Genomic DNA, 17,225 nt, shown 5'->3' with positions numbered 1-17,225 from the left:
GGGTCCGTGTGGATCAGGGCAACCGCCCATCTGCAAACCCTCCTGGATTTTAAGTATGCCCGCTCCTTTCAGGCTGAAGATGGCCAGCGGGGTGGCCCCAAGAACATGACCGGGGCTTCGGGGGACGATCGCTGGATTGAGGTCCCCTGCGGCACATTGATCTACGATGCGGAAACCGGTGAACTGCTAGGGGATTTGGTGCAGCCCGAACAAACCCTATGCGTTGCCCAGGGCGGGAAAGGCGGTTTGGGGAATGCCCATTTTCTCAGCAACAGCAACCGTGCGCCGGAGCGGGCACTGCCCGGTTTACCCGGCGAGATTCGCCAGTTACGGCTGGAGCTAAAGCTGCTAGCGGAGGTGGGGATTATTGGTCTACCCAATGCGGGCAAATCAACCCTAATTTCCGTTCTCTCTGCCGCCCGGCCCAAAATTGCCGACTACCCCTTTACCACCCTGGTCCCCAATTTGGGAGTCGTGCGCAAACCCACGGGAGACGGGACCGTCTTTGCCGACATTCCAGGGTTGATCGAAGGGGCACATCTCGGCGTGGGGTTGGGCCATGAATTTTTGCGCCATGTGGAGCGTACTCGTCTGCTGCTGCACCTAGTGGATGCCACGGGACCCGACCCGATCGCGGCTTACCATACGATTCAAGCCGAACTTCAAGCCTATGGGCGGGGGTTAGCCGATCGCCCCCAGATCGTTGTTCTGAACAAGCTAGATGCGATCGCACCGGACCAACTGACCGCCTTAGTCGAGCCGCTACAGACCGAACTGGGCCAGCCGATTCAGCAAATTTCAGCCGCCACCGGCTTAGGTTTAGAGACATTATTACAAGCCGTTTGGGAGCACCTTGATACACCAGCGCAGACACAACCCGAACACGGCATCCCAATAGAAGCAGCCCCCTGGGCAACCTCCGCCACCTAATCTGGGTGGCCATAGGGGCGTCTCACCTACCACCCCAACCTCCCCCCTAAACTTGCAGGTCAGATCCCCCTCTCACCGTCGGGAATCTAAAATCTAAAATCTAAAATCTAAAATCTAAAACTCAATCCCAAACCAGCCCTACCCCATCGCGTCGCCGATCACCCACAGCCGCTAGAGTGCCATCTGGCTGCTGACTAATAGCATGAACCCCGCCAAAAAACATATTGGGGGCTTGCCAGGAGAGGACCCGATCGCCCGCGTTAGCAGCCCATTGTTGACAAGTATCGGCTCCGGGTAGGCCGGGTTCCAGATTTAAGACCTGCTCTTCCCAATGAAGGCGGGGACTGGCGATCGCCGTTGCCAGGGGCATTTGGAAATCGAGGATATTCAGCAGGACTTGTAAAATGGCCGTCCGAATGCGGTTCGATCCCCCGGAGCCAAGCACCAGTTCTGGCTGGCCATCCTTGAGAACGATCGTGGGGGCCATCATGGAGGCGAGGCGTTGATTGGGTGGCCAGGTGTGGAACCCATCAGGATTCAGGTCTGCCTCCCCCAGCATATTATTCACCATGATCCCTGTCCCCGGAATCAGGAAACCGGCCCCCTCCCCATTGGATGCAGTCATACTCGCCGCGTTGCCCTCGCCATCAATAACGCTGATCTGGGTGGTACTGCCCCACTTGTTCCCCCCCGCCTGGGCAGTTGCCTGGAGGGCCTGTTGGTAGGGTTGGAGAACCATCGGCTCCAGGAAGGCCGTCAGGAGATCGGCGGTATCGAGGTCACAAGTATAGCGATCGCGGCGGGCGGCATTGGTTAACTGCATCACCTGACGCAGGATACGCAGATGGTTATTGCTACCAAAGGTCACCTGGGACAAGTCGATCGCTTCTAAAACCTTGAGGGCAAAACCAATGAGTAACCCCCCCGTGCTGGGCGGGGGATTCGTCAGGATCGTATTACCACGATAGGTGAGGGTGAGGGGCTGGCGTTCGATCACCCGATAGGCCCGCAGATCGGCCTGGGTAAGGTGTCCCCCGCCGTGTTCACAGGCGTCGATCAGCCCCCTGGCCCAATCCCCTTGATAAAGGGGACGATCGCCGTTTTTAACCACCTCAGCCAACGTGGCCGCAAACGCTGGCATCCGCAGGATCTCCCCCGGTTGCAAGAGCTGTCCTGTCGGTGCATAAATCTGTTGACCCGCAGGCGTTGCCGTCAGAATGGGGGTTAGGATTTGCAAACAATAGCTAGCAAATGCCTGGAGCGTCACCCCCTGCTGGGCATAGGCGATCGCGGGGGCCGCCACATCCGCGAGGGGGAGGCGGCCCAATTGCCGATGGATGTGCAACAACCCTTTGAGCACCCCCGGTACGGCGATGGAGCCTAACCCGATGTGGAACTGCTGGACCGCATCGCCAAAGTTCACCATCACCGGATAGAAATCCAGATCCGCCACAGGCCGTTTGCGTTGGGGGGTTTGGGTGAAGAAATCAAAGAGCAGGTTGCGACGATCCGCCGTGTGGGCCAGGAGAAAGCCCCCGCCCGCCAGGGAAATCAAGCCCGATTCCGTCACACAGGCCGCTAGGGCCGCCGCGATCGCCGCATCAAAGGCATTCCCCCCGGCTTGCAAGATTGTCAATCCCGCCTCAGCCGTCTGGGGATGTCCAGCGGCAATGGCTCCTCGTTGCTCCATTGGATTCCAACCACCTCGCCCAAACAACCCACTAGCGTCGTAGGTAATAATAATTGAGACATGCCTGTTTGCCGGTCATCCCCGGTTAGCATCCCGATTGACATCCCGTTGAGATATTCTATGGCTGCTGTAAGTAACCCTCCATGCTAGATCATTTACTAGAGCTATCACCCAACGTTGGGGTAGATACCCTGTTACTGCTACCTGTGCTGATCGCGTTGGAAGCTGTCCTATCAGCGGATAATGCGATCGCCCTAGCCGCCCTAGCTCAAGGACTCGAAAACCCAACTCTGCAACGTCGGGCATTGAACCTGGGCCTGGTGGTTGCCCTCATCCTCCGCATTGTTTTGATCCTGACGGCAACCTGGGTGATCGGCTACTGGCAATTTGAACTGATGGGGGCGGCCTATTTATTGTGGCTAGTGTTTGAGTATTTCACCTCCGAGGAGGGTGACGAGCAACACACCCACCACGGTCCCCGGTTTAGCAACCTGTGGCAAGCCATCCCCCTGATTGCCTTCACCGATTTAGCCTTCTCCCTGGACAGCGTGACGACGGCGATCGCCCTTTCCCAAGATCGCTGGCTGGTCATCTTAGGGGGCGTGATTGGCGTCTTAACCCTGCGGTTTATGGCCGGGTTGTTCATTCGCTGGCTGGATGAATTTGTCCACCTTGAGGATGCGGGATTTATCACGGTTGGCTTTGTGGGGGGACGGCTCCTATTGAAAGTGATCAATGACACTCTCGTGCCCCCCCAATGGCTGATGGTCGTGTTGATTGCCCTGGTGTTTGTCTGGGGATTTTCCCAGCGCACCCCAGCAGCGTCGGCCACCGAAAGCCATGAAGTAGGGGTGGGGAGTGGCGATCAAGGCTAAATCGGAATCTCACCAACAAAGCTACTGTAAAGTGATGCCTCTACTGCACAATAGGGAGGGGTAGAGACCCGAATTATCCCCATGCCAATCAGACACGACTCCAGATATCGCTATGCGGCACATGCCCTACAGGGGCCGTCGCTTCTGGCCGCAGTCAGGTTCCAGTCGGGCCGAAACACCGTTAAGGGCCTTCGATGCGTGGGGGCAACAGGAGAATGCAGATTGACCCCCCGGCCAGCCGTTCTAGCGCCATGATTGTTTCACCGCAGCGTAGTCAGTGCCTCCAATCAGCCCTGCGGGACCCCCAGTCCCTCTATCGACTTCTCGTTGACTGTCGGCGATCCAAGGGCACCGCGCCGGACCCCCAGTTTGTCAGTCTGTCGATCGCCATGCCTGCGATCGCGGGATTAGCCGTGCTGGAACACTTCCGGACCCGGGAACCGCTGCACTTTTTTTACGAATGTGTCAACCGGGAAACGGCGATCGTGGCCTTTGGCGCTGCCGCTACGGTCCAGGTCTCAGGCCCCGATCGCTTTCGGCGTGCCCAGACATTTATTGACCACTGCCTGACCCACACGGTGCATTTAGGGGAGCTGCACCTGCCCTGGGCCGGTTCCCACTTTTGTTGTCGGTTTACCTTTTTTGAGGGGGAAGCCAACCCCAATCACCCCTTCCCAGCCTCAACGCTGTTTTTACCTCGGTGGCACTTGGCCCGTCGGGGTTCCCAGGGAGTACTGGTTTTTAATTTACCCCTGGGCGGGACATCCGAACTGTGGCATTTGGCCCAAGCGGTCTACCAACAGTACCAGCAACTCTGCACCTTTCCGCCTCCCTTACCCCGGTTCCAGCCTAATACGGTTTCAGTGCGGGCTGACCACAGTACCCGGTTTCGGCGATCGATTCAAACAGTACTCACGGCCATTCAATCCCAACAGTTGCATAAGGCCGTATTGGCGGATTGTCTGGAGGTCCAGGCCCAGTATCCGTTTCAGGTCGGTGCCTGCCTCGAGCGCCTGCGGGTGGCCTATCCAGACTGCTACGTGTTCGCCACCAGTAATGGCCGTGGGGATACCTTCTTAGGAGCCAGCCCAGAGCGGCTGATCCAGATCCAAGATCGACAATTGACCACAGATGCCCTAGCCGGATCGGCTCCGCGGGGACACACGGCAGCGGCGGATGCCTCCCTCGCCAGTGCGCTCCTACACAGCCGTAAGGATCAGCATGAGCACCAAGTTGTCGTGACCTTTATTGAGCAAACCCTCCGGCAGTTGGGGCTAAGCAGCCAGTTATCAGCGCCGACCATTTTGCAATTGTCCAATATTCAGCATTTACACACGGCGATTCAAGCTACCCTACCCGCAACCCTGCCGCCCTTGGCGATCGTTGCCGCGCTGCATCCCACCCCCGCCGTGGCCGGGGTTCCCCGCAACCTAGCCTGTGAGTACATCCGCCGCCACGAGGCGTTTGAACGCGGCTTGTATGCCGCTCCCTTAGGCTGGGTGGACTATCGCGGAAATAGCGAGTTTTGGGTCGGCATTCGCTCTGCCCTGCTGCGTCATGATCCCCCTGAGACCGCCCATCGCTATCGTGCCCAGCTTTATGCCGGGGCCGGGATTGTGGTAGGGTCAGACCCGCAGAAGGAACTGGCGGAAATTCAGTTAAAACTGCAAGGGCTGTTACGGGCATTGGGTTAGGCGTTAGGCGTTAGGCGTTAGGCGTTAGGAAAGAGAAAAGAGGGGTGAGGCATTGGGGGACAATCAAGCCAGTTGGGGGATAGTTGTAATGGGAGTCGGCATCGGGGAATTGTGAGTGGGGTGGGTGACAGGCGACGTGGGGATTGACGATCGCAATACCAATACGGTTTGGGCTTCGGTGTTGGCGGAGACCCTGTATCGACTGGGACTGGCCACGGCGGTCGTGTGTCCGGGGTCGCGATCGGCCCCGTTGGCAATTGCCTTGGCAGCCCATGCTAGCATTGAGGCCATCCCGGTGCTGGATGAACGCTCAGCCAGTTTTTTTGCCCTGGGGTTGGCGCGGCGATCAGGACGACCGGCAGTTTTAGTGTGTACATCGGGAACAGCGGGGGCTAATTTCTACCCAGCGGTGATTGAGGCCCATGAGAGCCAGGTACCGTTGCTGATCCTGACCGCCGATCGGCCCCCGGAACTGCGCCAGTGCCATGCAGGACAGACCATTGATCAGATCAAGCTCTACGGCAGCTATCCTAACTGGCAGGCAGAATTGGCAACCCCGAGTGTGGCCCGCGATCGGTTAGCCTATTTGCGCCAAACGCTGGTCTATGCCTGGGAACGGACCCAATGGCCAGTGGCGGGCCCAGTTCACCTCAATGTGCCGCTACGGGAACCCCTGACCCCGATCGTTGATCCAGTGATCGCAGACCAGATGCAGGACTTTGAACCAGCCGTGTTTTTTGCTGGAATTCACGATCCGGTCGCCGCTCCAGTAGACCCGATTGCCCCCGATCGCCCCGGCGACCCCTCGGCACGTTTCGCCCTTGACCCAGTCAACCCCAACCTGACGTCCCGACGCACCACCGTCCAATATTGGTGGCAGTGCGTCCGCGCCACGTCTACCCAGGGAAATCGCGGCCTCATCATCGCGGGGTTGGCCCAACCCCATGATCCGCAGGCATACTGTCAAGCGATCGCGGCGTTAGCTACCCGATTGCAATGGCCGGTGTTAGCAGAGGGATTATCCCCGTTGCGGAACTTCCAGTCCCTCTGTCCCGCGTTGATCACCACCTATGATTGGCTGCTACGCGATCGCCAGTGGCGGACGACGGTCTACCCAGACATCGTCTTGCAAATTGGCGAACTCCCCACCAGCAAGGAACTCCGCCAGTGGCTTACCCAGGGTCAACCCCAGCGCTGGATCGTCGATGCCAGTGACCACAACTTTGACCCCCTCCACGGTCCCACCCAACACCTGCGGCTATCCGTAGAAACCTTGAGCGCACTCATCACAGCCCAGACGACTCCCGCTGCTGCCAGCCCCCCAACAGCCTATTGCTTGGCCTGGACCGCAGCCGAGCACCGAGCACGCACCGAAATAGATACGACCCTAGCCGCATTAGCAGACCCGTTTGAAGGCAAAGTGGCATGGTTGTTAGCCCAAACGCTCCCAATCGGGACGCCCCTGTTCATCGCCAACAGTACCCCCGTGCGCGATGTGGAGTGGTTTTGGCCCCCCGGCGATCGCCAGATTCATCCCTTTTTCAACCGAGGCGCAAACGGCATTGACGGCACTCTCTCAACTGCCTTGGGCATTGCCCATCGCCATCAGCCCACAGTGTTGTTAACTGGGGATTTAGCCCTCTTACACGATACCAATGGGCTATTGCTAGGGAAAAAGCTGGTCGGTCATTTGACAATCGTGCTGATTAACAACAATGGCGGGGGCATTTTTGAGTCACTACCGATCGCCCAGTTTGACCCCCCCTTCACCGAATTTTTTGCAACCCCCCAGCAGATTGACTTTGCCCAATTCTGCGCCACCTACGGTATTGAGCATATTCGGATGACCGACTGGCAACAGTTCCAAGACTGGTTAAATCCGCTGCCCACAACAGGTATCCGGTTACTGGAAGTACGGAGCGATCGCCAAGCGGACGCTCACTGGCGGAAGCAATTTTTTGCCCGCCTCCCCCATTCCCTCCCTGTGGGTCAGGCATCGACCTGTTTCTTAGGAGGCTTCACACCCTAAGGGCCAGAATACTCAGCCAGGGAATGTCCTGTGCTGGTGGGGTGGAAAGCGGTCCCCGTCAAGACAAACCCCTAGGACTAAAAATCTGCTAGACAGATCCCGACCGACTGGGTTTACATTAGAAATTAGAGACTATACTAACAGGGAAGCAGCGTATCCGGCGACTGCTATGGCTTGGGTCATGGGCAATGAGCGCGGCGCGACTTGGAAGGGCAAGCGTAATGAGTCTAGTGCTAGTGGTAGAAGACAGTGTGCCGCAACGGGAGATGATCACTGAACTATTAAAGAATAGTGGTCTGAAGGTCTATGTTGCTAGTGATGGTGTCGAAGCCTTAGAGCAAATCCAAGTTCAGCGTCCAGATCTGGTCGTATTGGATATTGTGATGCCCCGGATGAATGGGTACGAGGTGTGTCGGCGGATCAAAGCCGATACCAAAACCCAGGATATCCCTGTGGTGATGTGTTCCTCCAAGGGCGAAGAATTCGATCGCTATTGGGGAATGCGCCAGGGTGCAGATGCCTACATTGCCAAGCCATTTCAACCAACGGAACTGGTTGGGACCGTCAAACAGCTTTTGCGCGGATAGTGGGAGAAGAGAGAGGGTATGGTCGCAAGTTCAGATTTTCTCAAGGGCCGAGGGCCAGGGCAGGTACCTGCTTTCCAGGGATCGGATGAGGGGATGGGTAACCCCGAAGGTGAGTTACACCTTCGCTTCTATGTGCCTGCCGGTACCGAATTTGCCCTCCATGCCGTCGGGATCAAGGAGGTGATTTCCCTTTCCCCCGATCGCATTACCCCCATACCCAATGTTTCTCCCCTGCTCCTGGGAACCCTCAACCTACGCGGCCAGGTAATTTGGGTTGCCGACTTGGGGCAATTTCTAGGGGATACCACCCTCCTTAACACCGATCGCAACGAGATTTCGGTAGTTGCCGTTCAGGACCAAGACACTATTCTAGGGCTGGCTGTGGACCAAATTGTGGGCATGGACTGGCTCGATCTCGACGAGTTACAAATTGCAAGCAATGTACCTGACAGCATTCTGCCCTTTTTACGGGGGGAATGGGTTTTGAACGAAGATACAGGTGAAACATTGCGGCTGCTTGATCAGGCAGCCATTATTCGGTCAGCACGGTGGGCAGCCTAGACTGCCGATATTCCCAGGACACTTAAAGCGGCAGGAGAAGTCATCGATGGCGTCAAGCACAGGATACTCGCAACTTTATCAGAAAGCCCAAGCAGCCTATATTGCTCAACAATATGAAGAGGCTGCGGGCTTTATTGATGAACTCGTCGAACATCAGCCCGACGATTTCAGCGCCCACCTCCTGCGCGGCCATATTTATTGCTATGGCTTGCAGCAGTATGAGACTGCCCGTAGGGAATATCAAGCCGTCCTCAGTTTGACCACCGATCCAGACTACGTCACCCTGGCCAACCAAGGGTTAGGGGATGTGGAAGAATTTGGCGGGAGTGTCCCGGACTATGCCGAGGGGCTAGGGGCCGATAATGGTGCCGTCGCATCAGAGACAACGGCCAGCAGCAGCGCAACCGAAGTCCTGCCAGAGCGAGGGAGTGCCTTTGATAGCAACGATGACTTTAACTTTGACGACTTCTCCCTGGATAACAACCATTTTGCCAGAGAGGACCTAACCGAAACCGCCAACCCCTTTGAGAATCCCTTTGCGGCTGGCAGTGTGGATGAGTCGATAGGGGCAGGCGGACGGGTCACGACCGATTTTGCCAGCAACCCCTTTAGCGATGAAGAGTTTGAAACCGATTTCTCCGGGGCGGAAACAACCGAATCTCCCTTTAACTTTGCGACTCCGGAAGGCGACTTTACAGATGAATTTGCGGACAACGCGTTCGCGGCCAATACTTTTGCTGAGGATAACTTCCCGGAAAGTGATTTAGCCGATGACTTTGGCCTCGAGCTGCCTGCCGCACTCTCCTCCGATGCCGAACTGGGGGAGGTGGGGGCGATGCCCGACTTTAACTTTGAGGATGCCCTAGATATGGATATGGCCGGGGGGGCCACCCCCGCCAACCTGGGTGATGGTCCTGGCTTCGCGCGGGCGGAGGACAGTGCCACCATGTTCCTGCCCGACCTGGATACGGCAGCCTTCAACCCACCGGATAGTGAGGGAGTGACCTTCCCGGCGGCGGCTGAAGCGTCTGGTCTCAATGCCAATCATACCTTTGTGCACCAACCGGCCCAGGATGACTTCAGCTTTGAGGAGGATTTTGGGCTGAATGAGTTTGAGCATCCCTTTGCGGGGGCTACCGATAACGGTGGCCAAGCCTTTGCCTCGGCGTTTGAAGATCAAACCATTGGCAGTCAAGATGCCTTTGATACGGACGCCCAGGGGATGCCGACGGCACCCGCTACGGGCAGTGCGGGTAGCCAAAGCGGGGTTGGGTTTTTAGATGACTTTGAGGATTTTGACGATGTGGGTAACCTGCCCGACTTTGATCTATCGGATACTTCCGGCGAACTGACGGGTGAGTTTCCCACGGACTCAGATTTTTCCTTGAATGATGAGGCGGAGCGGCGGCGATCGGTGCGGACTTCTGGATTCCGCCAGCCCCCGACTTCCTTCTCGGGTGAAAACCTGGATTTTAACTTTGATGCCGCTGCCGACGGTGCAGCAGCCTTTGGGATTCCCCCGGAAGCAGTGGAAGAGGCCGCCGCAGAACAGGGTTGGTTAGCCCCCTTCCTCAATGCGCCGATGGCGTCTAAGCGCTGGATTACCGCAGGGGCCGCTGGTATTGTTTCCCTCCTCTCAGTCGCGGTCGTCAGTTATGTCGCGGCCAATCAGGCGACCGATCGCAACCCCGCTGTAGTGGGTCAGTTGCAACGCACTGGGTTGCTGATGGCGGTGGTAGCTGGGGTTACCAGTGGGGCGACCACCCTCCTCCTCAATGGCGTGGCGAATCAGCAAATCCAGCGATCGGTCACCGATTTACAGTCCCGCTTTGAGGCCGTTACCCAGGGCAACCTGAATGCGAGGGCTGTTCCCCATGCCGAGGATGAATGGGGACAATTGGCCGTGGGCTTTAACCGGATGATGCAATCAATGACAGCGGTTACCGCAGAAGCCCAACGCAAGGCCGATGAAATGGAACGGGCCAAGGAGGATCTGCAACGCCAGGTGATCAAACTCCTCGACGACGTGGAAGGAGCCGCACGGGGCGATCTCACCGTTCAAGCCGAGGTCACGGCGGACGTACTAGGGGCGGTGGCTGACTCGTTTAACCTCACCATCCAAAACCTACGGGAAATCGTCGTCCAAGTGAAGCAAGCCACGCGTCAGGTGGCCAAGGGAGCCTCGGATAACGAGCAGTTTGCCCGGGGGCTGTCGGCGGACGCCCTGCGACAAGCGGAAGAGCTAGCTGTTACCCTCAACTCAGTCCAGGTGATGACCGACTCGATTCAACGGGTAGCGGAAAGTGCCCGGGAGGCAGAAGATGTGGCGCGATCGGCCTCGGCGAGTGCCTGGAAGGGGGGTGAAGCGGTAGAACGGACGGTGGCCGGGATTTTGCGGATTCGGGAAACGGTGGCAGAAACCACTCGTAAGGTGAAACGGCTGGCCGAGTCCTCCCAGGAAATCTCCAAGATCGTGGCCTTGATTTCCCAAATTGCCTCGCGCACAAACTTACTCGCTTTGAACGCCAGTATTGAAGCGGCACGGGCGGGGGAAGCCGGGCGGGGGTTCGCGATCGTGGCGGATGAAGTGCGCCAGTTGGCCGATCGCGCCGCCAAGGCATCGAAGGAAATTGAGCAGATTGTATTGCAGATTCAGGGAGAAACCAGTTCCGTAATGACCGCGATGGAAGAAGGTACCCAGCAGGTCATTGAGGGGACGAAACTCGCAGAACAAGCCAAGCGATCGCTCGACGATATTATCCAGGTGTCCAACCGCATTGATACCCTAGTGCGATCGATCACGGCTGACACGGTTGAGCAAACCGAAACCTCACGGGCCGTCTCCCAGGTTATGCAATCGGTGGAACTAACGGCCCAGGAAACCTCCCAAGAAGCCCAGCGGGTGTCGGCCTCCCTGCAAAGTCTGGTGGGGGTAGCCCGCGATCTGCTCAACTCGGTGGAGCGGTTCCGCGTCGAAGCGACCGATCGCTAGGAATGATGCTGATTCAAATGGGATCGGGTACATTAGAGCCATACCTGTTAGCGCCATACCTAGCGCCATCAGTTAGCGCCCTTAGGGATACCCCCAAGCTGACTGCCCCCCATAAACGTGGGATACCCATTGGATGACCAGGGATGGTCAGGGAAGCCACCACTCGCAGCCTACATGAAGAACTAGGGATACTGCTATGCAGCCGGATCAGCAACAACGGATCATGGGCTACTTCATCGAAGAGGCGAAGGAGCACCTGAGTACCATCGAACGTGGCCTCCTGACCCTGCAAACCACGATCGACGACCCCGAAGGCATTCAGGAACTCTTCCGGGCTGCCCACTCGGTGAAGGGGGGAGCCGCCATGCTGGGGCTAGACAGTATCCAAAAAATTTCCCACCGCCTAGAGGATTATTTCAAGGTTCTCCAGGAACATCCCATCCAGGTTGATCAATCTCTAGAGTCCTTGTTCTTGAAAGGATTTGATGCCCTGAGTGACCTGCTGGAGGAATTGCAAACCCCCTTGGGGTTGACGGAGGACAACGCCAGCCAAATTATTGCAACCGTTGAACCGGTCTTGCAATCCCTCGGTCAACACCTGGATCAACTGGTCGCCGAGAGTACGACCGGGCCACACCGCACCGCGCCGTCACCCCCCAGTCGTCCCCCGAGCACGACCCCGGCGGTGGTCGAACTGCCCGCCAGTCCGCCGGAAGACAGCGCTCTACAACTCATCTTTCGTAGTGATGTCCCCACGCGCCTGCGGGAGATGTTGCAAATGTTCAAGCAACCGGAACACTCTGCCCCAGCCCGTCAACAACTGCGTGAGATTTGCCGGAGCCTCGAACAAGCCGGGGAACAGTTTGCCCTTCATGCCTGGTGTAATCTGATTCGGGCAGTCGCCCAGGCGATCGCCAACCCCAATAATTCCCACCGTGCCCTAGCCTCGATCGTCATTCGGGAAGTGAAGCAAGCCCAAGAGCTAGTCCTCTCAGGCAGGGCCGACGCGATCGCCATTAGCCCAGCCTTGCAAGACTTGCTCCCAGCCGAGGCGAGCTACGCCCCTCCCACCGAGGATGATTTGCAGAGCTGGCTAGCGACCGCCGAAACCGATCCCTCCGTCCTCACCTCCTTGGGGCTTGAGGCCCTCCCAGAAGCAGCGGCGACTCCGGTCACCGAGGCCGCTGCCCCCCGTGCCCTAGCCGCATCCCTGGGGAACGCTGGCGCTCCCGAAGCAGGGGCCAAAATGGGGCCAGAGGTGGGGATGGCCGAACTCAACTCCCTTGCCGATCTGTTTGAAGGGGAGGTCCCCGACCTAGATCTCAGTTGGGAGGAGGAAGTGCTGGGGTTCCAGGAGCCAAATGCGATGGCGGAGTCGGCAACGGCTGATTTACCGGGCGATCTTACGGATTTACTGGCCCATGCCACCGACACAGCAGAGCCACGGACCCTGGTGACTGAAGACTTGGACTTCCTGGATTTCCTCGATGACAGTGGTGCTGATACGGGCAGCCCCGCTGCCGCCCCATCGTCAAGCCAAGCCGTTGCGTCGAGCGATACCGACAGTTTTGACGATTTGTTATCGATTTACGGTAGCCCGGATCAGGAGGCAGAAACGGCTACAATCCCTGCCGCCACGGATGCCTCTCTAGAGGACTTTGAAGAGCTGCTGGCGGAATTGGATGTCGGCGGTCCAGCGCCCCCCCCTACCGCAGACGATACCGATCCGGCCCTGCGAGGCCTAGAGGCAATTTTCGACGACTTCTCAGTAGCTGAGCCGGATCTCTTGGCAAGCCTCGAAGCGGTGACTGAAACCACAACCGAAGCGGCGGCTACGCCAACCGCAGTACCACCCGTACCCCTCGCAGAAACAGTTCCCGCCGCCGGCCTGCCAGACATCAGTGAGGCCCCGGTTGACCAAGCGGAGGCTGATCTAGACGCCTTATTGGAAGAGATGACCCTCACGGAGGCGGGAACTACCCAGATCAGTACGGCGGCCTTAGAGGCAGACCTGGGGGAATTCCTGGAGGCGATCGTTGATGAAACCGCCGAATCACCTACCGCCGCTAGCCTCACCGAGGTCCAAGGGACAGAAGATCTGGAGGATTGGGCAGAATTACTGGCAACCCCGGCCCCCATCACCGCAGCCAGTGGAGAGGACCTGGATAATCCGGAAGCTGGCTGGCCAGACACCGAGTGGCCAGAGGCAGAGGCCATCTCCGAAGCCCTAGCAATGGATGAGCTAGAGCAAGCCGCTCCCCCTGCACCAGACCTTGACCTTGGCAGTTTTGAAGATGTCCCTAGTCCGGCAACATCGGAATTGGCGACTGCCGTGGAAGCCTTTGTGCCTCCCACTACCCAACGTCAGTTAGTAACTGATCCGTGGGAGGTGATGTTTGGCGAAGAAGAAATGCTGCTCACCGAAACCAATGCCGCCCTAGTTGAGGCGACCGATACGGCCACGCACGATCGCCCATCCCCCACCACCGGAACCCTGTCGGACCCAACGGAAGACACCCTAACGGATAGCAGTGAGGCGGATAAGACGGCGTCAGCCGAACCCTCACTGCCCATCACCTCGGAACTGCCTGCGAATTGGGCGGAAGAGATCGATGACTTCTTTGGGGGTGAACCCGCGATCGCCCCCCCGGCGGCTGAACCGGAATTGACCAGTGAGGATTGGCTAGCCGAAATGGCCCCAGAACCCCCGCCAGCGATCGCTCTAGACACTGAACCAGCAGCGCTGGCTGCTGAGACTGCCGTCGATGAAATCGAACAACCTTGGCCGAGTGCTGTGAAGTCAGAGCTAGACGAATCGTTAGCCGAGCAGACAGAGGGCGGCTTATCTGAAGCTGATGCGACGGTCATTACCGAGTTGCTAGAAGTCGGGGGGGATGCTGGTGTTCTAGAGGATTGGGATAACCTAGGTGATCTGGACAATCTGGGTGATCTGGACAATCTGGGTGATCTAGATAATCTGGGTGATCTGGATAATTTAGATAACTTAGGAGCCTTGGATGATCATGAGACCTGGGAAAGGGAAGTGGCCCAGGAACCGTCCGCCTCGGCATTTGTGCCTGATCAAGCGATGGAGGTAGCACCTGAAGAGCTAGGGGTGGCAACTCCGCCAACCGAGAGGATGGCAGAAGAGGCCGCTACGGAAGAATTTCCAGAACACCTTTTCGATGATTTTGCCCATGACGAGGAGCTAGAGTTAGCCGAGATTGACATTGAACCCTCCAGCGAGGTTGGGGAGGGAGAAGACATTGCCGCCACCCTAGGGTTGGAGCAGATTGATCTCCTGGTCGATGCGGCTGGTGATGGAGCAGCGGCTGATGTGGACTTCACTGACCTGGATCAGGAATTGGAATCCCTCGCATTGGACACCCTAGATCTGGGTGACTTGGGCGGTGAAGCAGCGACAGCCGCGATCGCAGTGGCGGCTGATCGGTCGGCAGCAGACTTGGAACTCGGACCGGAACTCACACCTGGGTTAGCGTCTGAATTAGAGGACTTAGATGAGTTGGACGCCCTGTTGGCAGAAGATATGGCAGTCGTTGACACGGAGCCAACAGCAGCGTTTGAAGAACTGGACGCCTTATTGGAAGCGGAAGCATCGCCAGCCCCCCAAGCAGCAGCAACCGTGACCGCCCCGGTAACCGCAACAAGCGACTTTTCTGACCTGGAATCCCTGCTCGGTAAAGATCAGAGCGTCAGCCAAGCCCCCAGCCCTGCGGTCCCCGCGCCTGCGGCAAAAGCGCCCAAGGCAGAAGATGACGAATTTGACGACCTAGAAAAGCTCCTGAAGGCGGCTGACGAAACCCTAGGCGGACCAGCAGTCGCGGCTAACCGAGTGCAGACGCCGATCGGGCGGCGGCGGGGGGCAATGGTCGAGCAAACCATGCGGGTACCCGTCAAGCAATTAGACGGCCTCAGCAACCTCGTGGGGGAATTAGTGGTCAGCCGCAATAGCCTGGAGCAAAACCAGGAACGCCTGCGCCAATTCCTGGACAACCTGCTCTACCAGGTGCAGCAGTTAAGCGATGTGGGCCAGCGGATGCGGGATCTCTATGAGCGATCGCTGCTGGAAGCCTCACTGCTCTCCCACCGTCAGGGTCACCAGGCCCCCACAACGGGGGCTAGCCACACCGGCAACGGCAGCGGCGACCATTCAACGGGGGTTAGCTTTGATGCCCTGGAAATGGACCGTTTTACCGCCTTCCATACCCTGTCCCAGGAAATGATTGAACTCATCGTCCGGGTGCGGGAGTCCGCTTCGGATATTGAATTCACGGGGGATGAAACCGATCAGATCACCCGACAATTCCGCCAAATTACAACCCAACTGCAAGAAAGCCTGACCCGATCGCGCATGGTGCCCTTTGCCCAAGCCGCCGATCGCCTGCCACGGGCCGTGCGGGATATTTCCCTCAAGTGTGGGAAACAGGCAGATTTACAAGTTGAAGGGCGGGATACACTGATCGACAAGATGATCCTGGAGCAGTTGTACGATCCCCTCACCCACCTAGTCAATAACGCCATTACCCACGGCATTGAGACCCCAGCGGAACGGACCGCAGCAGGCAAGCCCCCCAAGGGGCGGATCAGCATTCGGGCCTTCCACACCGGTAACCAAACCGTGATTGCGATCGCCGATGATGGGGCCGGGATTGACGCCGATCGGGTCAAACGCAAGGGGATTGAGAAGGGATTGATTACCCCCCAAGAGGCCCAGACCATGAGTCGGCTGGATGCCTATGATCTGCTGTTCCTACCCGGGTTTAGCACTAAGGACAAAGCGGATGATTTTGCGGGGCGGGGCGTGGGCATGGACGTGGTACGGACCAGCCTGAGCGAAATTCGCGGCGCGATCACCACCGACTCTACCCTGGGCAAAGGCACAACCTTTACGATTCGGCTACCGCTGACCCTCAGTATTTCCAAGGCGCTGCTGTGCTTGAGCAACCGTACCCGCATTGCCTTCCCGATGGACGGGGTGGAAGATATGCTCGATGTCCCCAGGGATCGGGTGCAAACCAACGAAGAGGGCCAAACCTGCATTCTCTGGCGGGATACGCTGCTGCCCTTCCGTCCCCTCGCCGATCTACTCAAGTACAACCGCCAAATGGGGCGGGGCAGTATCTACGGTGGGGGAACCCTCGACGATGACATCATCTCCGTGGTAGTTCTGCGCAGTGCCAGTAACTTTGTGGCCCTCCAGGTTGACCAGGTAGAGGGTGAGCGGGAAATTGTGATTAAGCAACTGGAAGGCCCCGTTCCCAAACCCATCGGTATTGCCGGGGCGACGGTCATGGGGGATGGCCGCATTATGCCGATCGCAGATGTCTTGGAGTTAATTGACCTCGCGATGGGCCGGATGCGCGGTGGCACCAGCAGCATGTGGGAGCAGCAACAGCCGCCACCTGTGGAGATCGAAGCGACGACCACCGAACCCACGGTGTTGATCGTAGACGACTCGATCACGGTCCGCGAATTGCTATCCATGACCTTTACCAAGTCGGGTTACCGGGTAGAGCAAGCCCGCGACGGGCAGGAGGCTTGGGAAAAACTGCGATCGGGCCTGCCCTGCGATCTCGTCTTCTGCGATATTGAAATGCCCCGAATGGATGGGTTGGAATTGCTCTCGCGGCTGCAAAAAGACCCCCACCTCAGCCAAATTCCGATCGCCATGCTTACCTCACGGGGGGCCGATCGTCACCGACAAATGGCCATCCAACTGGGAGCCAGTGGGTACTTTACCAAGCCCTATCTGGAAGAAGCATTATTGGATGCGGCATCGCGGATGCTCAAGGGTGAGGTATTGGTGGCGACGGGGGCTTAGGCGATCAGCGTAGGGGACGACCCGC

Annotated in this window: 9 protein-coding genes; 8 read left to right on the top strand and 1 reads right to left on the bottom strand. The window is 58.0% G+C overall.

What is annotated here, in order from left to right; translation table 11 throughout:
• On the top strand, positions 1–930 hold a 930-nt coding region (gene cgtA / locus ACWIUF_RS08145; protein ID WP_448571789.1), incomplete at its 5' end, for an Obg family GTPase CgtA.
• 121 nt (positions 931–1,051) lie between these two features.
• On the opposite strand, the gene ggt is transcribed toward cgtA, so the two are convergent.
• Positions 1,052–2,620 carry a gamma-glutamyltransferase gene (ggt, locus tag ACWIUF_RS08140; RefSeq protein ID WP_448571788.1) on the bottom strand — a complete coding sequence of 523 codons (1,569 nt, stop codon included), beginning with the start codon at positions 2,618–2,620 and terminating at the stop codon, positions 1,052–1,054.
• Between the two features lie 143 nt (positions 2,621–2,763).
• Here ggt and ACWIUF_RS08135 point away from each other — a divergent pair, with 143 nt between their 5' ends.
• The 7 genes from ACWIUF_RS08135 (at position 2,764) to ACWIUF_RS08105 (ending at position 17,200) form a co-directional block, all read left to right on the top strand.
• Positions 2,764–3,495 (top strand): TerC family protein, encoded by a 732-nt coding sequence (locus ACWIUF_RS08135; RefSeq protein WP_448571787.1) that lies wholly within the window; start codon positions 2,764–2,766, stop codon positions 3,493–3,495.
• Between the two features lie 215 nt (positions 3,496–3,710).
• A complete protein-coding gene (locus tag ACWIUF_RS08130) occupies positions 3,711–5,189 on the top strand; it encodes an isochorismate synthase (protein ID WP_448571786.1) in 1,479 nt (492 codons plus the stop codon).
• A 124-nt stretch (positions 5,190–5,313) separates the two neighbouring features.
• Positions 5,314–7,218 carry a 2-succinyl-5-enolpyruvyl-6-hydroxy-3-cyclohexene-1-carboxylic-acid synthase gene (gene menD / locus ACWIUF_RS08125; RefSeq protein WP_448571785.1) on the top strand — a complete coding sequence of 635 codons (1,905 nt, stop codon included), beginning with the start codon at positions 5,314–5,316 and terminating at the stop codon, positions 7,216–7,218.
• 221 nt (positions 7,219–7,439) lie between these two features.
• Positions 7,440–7,805 (top strand): response regulator transcription factor, encoded by a 366-nt coding sequence (locus tag ACWIUF_RS08120; RefSeq protein ID WP_448571784.1) that lies wholly within the window; start codon positions 7,440–7,442, stop codon positions 7,803–7,805.
• Positions 7,806–7,823: 18 nt separating this feature from the next.
• Positions 7,824–8,366, top strand: coding sequence for a chemotaxis protein CheW (locus ACWIUF_RS08115; protein ID WP_448571783.1), 543 nt, complete (start codon positions 7,824–7,826; stop codon positions 8,364–8,366).
• 46 nt (positions 8,367–8,412) lie between these two features.
• A complete protein-coding gene (locus ACWIUF_RS08110) occupies positions 8,413–11,358 on the top strand; it encodes a methyl-accepting chemotaxis protein (protein ID WP_448571782.1) in 2,946 nt (981 codons plus the stop codon).
• A 196-nt stretch (positions 11,359–11,554) separates the two neighbouring features.
• Entirely contained in the window at positions 11,555–17,200 is a 5,646-nt protein-coding gene (locus tag ACWIUF_RS08105; RefSeq protein WP_448571781.1) for a response regulator, read from the top strand.
• Positions 17,201–17,225 lie beyond the last annotated feature (25 nt).

The organism is Trichothermofontia sp. (assembly GCF_053493415.1).
This window is presented reverse-complemented; position numbering and strand designations above follow the sequence as displayed.

Excerpts from the sequence above, each read along its gene's own strand:
- ggt (WP_448571788.1), bottom strand. The coding sequence starts at position 2,620 with ATGGAGCAACGAGGAGCCATTGCCGCTGGACATCCCCAGACGGCTGAG.
- ACWIUF_RS08135 (WP_448571787.1), top strand. The coding sequence starts at position 2,764 with ATGCTAGATCATTTACTAGAGCTATCACCCAACGTTGGGGTAGATACC.
- ACWIUF_RS08130 (WP_448571786.1), top strand. The coding sequence starts at position 3,711 with ATGCAGATTGACCCCCCGGCCAGCCGTTCTAGCGCCATGATTGTTTCA.
- ACWIUF_RS08120 (WP_448571784.1), top strand. The coding sequence starts at position 7,440 with ATGAGTCTAGTGCTAGTGGTAGAAGACAGTGTGCCGCAACGGGAGATG.
- ACWIUF_RS08115 (WP_448571783.1), top strand. The coding sequence starts at position 7,824 with ATGGTCGCAAGTTCAGATTTTCTCAAGGGCCGAGGGCCAGGGCAGGTA.
- ACWIUF_RS08110 (WP_448571782.1), top strand. The coding sequence starts at position 8,413 with ATGGCGTCAAGCACAGGATACTCGCAACTTTATCAGAAAGCCCAAGCA.
- ACWIUF_RS08105 (WP_448571781.1), top strand. The coding sequence starts at position 11,555 with ATGCAGCCGGATCAGCAACAACGGATCATGGGCTACTTCATCGAAGAG.